We start from the raw sequence: 3118 nt of genomic DNA, 5'->3' as shown, positions 1-3118 counted from the left end.
GGGCTGGGCAAGGGCGGGCTGGGCCACGCCCTGGCAGTGGACGATCTGGCCGCGCTGATGCTGGAATTGCAGCTCTCCGGCGCGCACAACATCAATCTCGTCACGCCCTCGCACTTCACGCCCCAGGTGCGCCAGGCGCTGGTTCTGGCCAAGGCGAACGGCCTCACGCTGCCGGTGGTCTGGAACTCCAGCGCGTACGAAACCGTGCAGGCCCTGCGCACCCTGGAAGGCTTGGTGGACATTTACCTGCCGGACCTGCGCTACATGGATTCTGCGGCCGCGGCGCGCTATTCCGCCGCGCCGGACTATCCGCGCGCCGCCACCCACGCCATTGCGGAGATGCGGCGCCAGGTGGGCCCCCTTGTGCTGGACGAGGCCACGGGCCTGGCCCGGCGCGGGCTTCTCGTGCGGCTGCTGGTGCTGCCGGGCGATGCCGGGCGCGTGGACCTGGCCCTCTCCTGGCTGGCCGATACCCTTGGCCCGGACACGGCGGTGAGCCTCATGGGCCAGTACTACCCGGCCCACCGCGCCCTGGAATTCCCGGAGCTGGCCCACGGCGTGGCCCCGGAGCAGTATGCCGCCCTGCGCAGGCGGATGGAGGAACTCGGCTTCACGCGCGGGTATGCGCAGGCCGTGGGCTCCGGCCCGGAATGGACGCCGGATTTCCACACCTAGGATTTCAGGGCGCGTGACTTCCGGACATGGGACTTCCGGCAAAAGTGGCTCCCGCACCTCGACGCGCTGCGCAAAGCCTGCTAGGACGTATGCATGCCGACCTCTGAACAGGATTTCCTGAACCTCATCGATCGCCACTTCCCGAACCACGGGGAGCATGTGCTGCTGGGCCGCGGCGACGACTGCGCCGTCATTGACCCAGGCAAGCCGGGCGATGATCCGGATACGTCAGGCGACCCGCGTGGCCCGCACGGAAGGGGCCAGGCCGGAAAGCCCGCGCCCTTCTGCGTCAGCACCGATCTTTTCGTGGAGGACGCGCACTTCCGGCGCTCGTACTTCGCCCCGGCGGACATCGGCCACAAGGCCCTGGCCGCCGCGGCCAGCGACCTTGCGGGCATGGCCGCCACGCCCCTGGGCTTCGCCCTGTCGCTTATGCTGCCGGAGAATCTTTCCGACGACTTCCTGGACCAGATGCTCGGCGGCATGGCCGCGCTGTCACAGGAACTGGACATGCCGCTCGTCGGCGGCGACCTGAGCCGGGGCCCGGTCCTGGCGCTGGATGTCGTGGTCTTCGGGCGGCCCGGCCCCTGGGGGCGGCTGCTCAAGCGCGGGCAGGCCAAGCCCGGCGACGCCCTGCTGCTCCTGGGCGACATCGGCCTGGCGCGGGCGGGCCTGCTGGAGCTGGAAAGCAGAGGCTGCTGCCAGCTGGACAACTGGCCCGCCGCCATCATGGCCCATTTGCGGCCCGTGCCGCGCATCGCCGAAGGCCTGGCCCTGGCGCAGATCACCACGCCCGAAGGCCCGGCCATTTCCGGCCTGATGGATGTTTCCGACGGACTGGCGCGCGACCTGCCACGCTTCCTGGGCCCCCACGGCGCGGAGCTGACCCTGGGGCGCGACGACCTGCACCCGGAGGTGACGGCCTATTTCATCGCCCACGGCGAAGACCCGCTGGAGGCCGCCATACTGGGCGGCGAGGACTACGCCCTGCTGGCCTGCGCGGATCCCAAGCGGCTGCCCATCGTGCTGGCCGTCATGCCCCAGGTAAAGGTCATCGGCCGTGTGACGGCCGAACCGGGCCTGCGGCTGAACAACGGCCAGGTGCTGCGCCAGGGCTTCGACCACTTCGCCAAACACGAGGCCGACTGACCGCTTGACGGAGCATCTAGCGGACCGGCTGGCAGTCTGACCGTCGCGCCCATGGCCGTAACGGCCCGCTTTTCCTACCCGCCACACGGCCACCCCACCCCCGCACAGAGGAGGCCACACATGGACATGCTTGTTGAACGGCCGCGCCTGACCATCATCGGCACCGTGCGCTCCAGCCTCACCGACCGCGACGGCGCGCCGAAGTCCGGGTCTGAGGGCGCGCCCGAGGCCTGGATCGAACTGGAGCCGCAATACGCCCCGGCCCTGCTGGGCCTGGAGCCGGGCCAGCGCATCCTCGTCATCACCTGGCTGCACCAGGGCGACCGCAACGTGCTGCAATGCCACCCGCGCGCTGACAAGAACCGGCCCCTGCGCGGCGTGTTCGCCACGCGCTCGCCGGACCGGCCGAACCCCATCGGCTTGCATGAGGTGGAGCTGCGCGAGATCATCCCCGCCGAAAACGGCAAAGCCATCCGCCTGCGGGTGTTCCCGCTGGAGGCCATCGACGGCACGCCGGTGCTGGATGTGAAGAATCTGGACAGGCTGCCGTCGAGCGAAACGGGCGAGACGCCAGCGGGGTAAGGCCAGCCTGGTGGTCGGCCTGCCGAAAACGGGGGGAGGCGTGGAATCGGCGCGGGCGGTTTTGCGCGGGCGGAATCGGCGCGGGGCTTCCCAGGCGGTGCGCCGCGCTGGCCTGCGGCCTAGGCCTGGCCCTTGATGATGAGGCTGAGCTTCTTCACGTCGGCGTTCATCACCGCGCGGGCCTTCTCCAGCTCCGCGATGCGGCCCTGCAACTCCTCCAGCTTGCGCCGGGAAGCCTCCTGAAACTTCAGGTGGCGGGGGTCCTTGCTGGTCTTGAAGGAGGGCTTGGCCTTCTCCTCGTCCAGCAGGCGGTGCAGGTGTTTGAGCGTGCCCTCGCACTCGGCCACGCGGCCGGACAGCGTCTTGCGCTTCAGCTTGAGCGCCTCGATATCCACTTCTTTCTTCGCGGCCATGGGTACACCTTGGGGCTGATGGGATTGTGCGCCGCGGCCGAATGGCCCCGCGCGCTGCCCTGCTTCGCCCGTGGGGCTGGGTTTGTCAATGGTGGGGGCTGGGGAGCCTACAACTCCCTGCCCCCATTCAGGTCAGTTCTTCGGGACCAGCAACTGAGTCTTAACGACCCGCACCGTCTCCTTTGCGACATCTTCAAAGACATACTTCCAGGCATCAATGGTATAGCCCCCACCAGCGGCGATTGAGCGCTGAACGGGAATCCTAGCAACTTCCACGTTGTCAGTGGTATACACTATGC

Annotated in this window: 4 protein-coding genes; 3 read left to right on the top strand and 1 reads right to left on the bottom strand. The window is 68.7% G+C overall.

All coding sequences use genetic code 11. The annotated features are described in order from the left end of the window. The 3 genes from VN419_RS09715 to tsaA form a co-directional block, all read left to right on the top strand. Positions 1–675, top strand: a 675-nt coding sequence (locus VN419_RS09715) for a radical SAM protein (protein WP_325646946.1), incomplete at its 5' end; no start/stop codon positions are given. 93 nt (positions 676–768) lie between these two features. Further along, positions 769–1824 carry a thiamine-phosphate kinase gene (gene thiL / locus VN419_RS09710; RefSeq protein WP_325646944.1) on the top strand — a complete coding sequence of 352 codons (1056 nt, stop codon included), beginning with the start codon at positions 769–771 and terminating at the stop codon, positions 1822–1824. Between the two features lie 120 nt (positions 1825–1944). After that, a complete protein-coding gene (gene tsaA / locus VN419_RS09705; RefSeq protein WP_325646942.1) occupies positions 1945–2406 on the top strand; it encodes a tRNA (N6-threonylcarbamoyladenosine(37)-N6)-methyltransferase TrmO in 462 nt (153 codons plus the stop codon). Between the two features lie 119 nt (positions 2407–2525). On the opposite strand, the gene VN419_RS09700 is transcribed toward tsaA, so the two are convergent. Next, on the bottom strand, positions 2526–2819 hold the full coding sequence (locus VN419_RS09700) for a hypothetical protein (protein WP_325646940.1): 294 nt from the start codon (positions 2817–2819) through the stop codon (positions 2526–2528). Positions 2820–3118 lie beyond the last annotated feature (299 nt).

The sequence above is a fragment of the Humidesulfovibrio sp. genome, from assembly GCF_035560995.1.
In the GTDB taxonomy this organism is placed as follows: Bacteria; Desulfobacterota; Desulfovibrionia; order Desulfovibrionales; family Desulfovibrionaceae; genus Humidesulfovibrio.
Note: the sequence above shows the minus strand (reverse complement) of the source record. Positions and strands in the feature narration are given on the sequence as shown.

What these genes read in the sequence shown, in the direction of transcription:
- thiL (WP_325646944.1), top strand. Translation starts at nt 769, where the DNA reads ATGCCGACCTCTGAACAGGATTTCCTGAACCTCATCGATCGCCACTTC.
- tsaA (WP_325646942.1), top strand. Translation starts at nt 1,945, where the DNA reads ATGGACATGCTTGTTGAACGGCCGCGCCTGACCATCATCGGCACCGTG.
- VN419_RS09700 (WP_325646940.1), bottom strand. Translation starts at nt 2,819, where the DNA reads ATGGCCGCGAAGAAAGAAGTGGATATCGAGGCGCTCAAGCTGAAGCGC.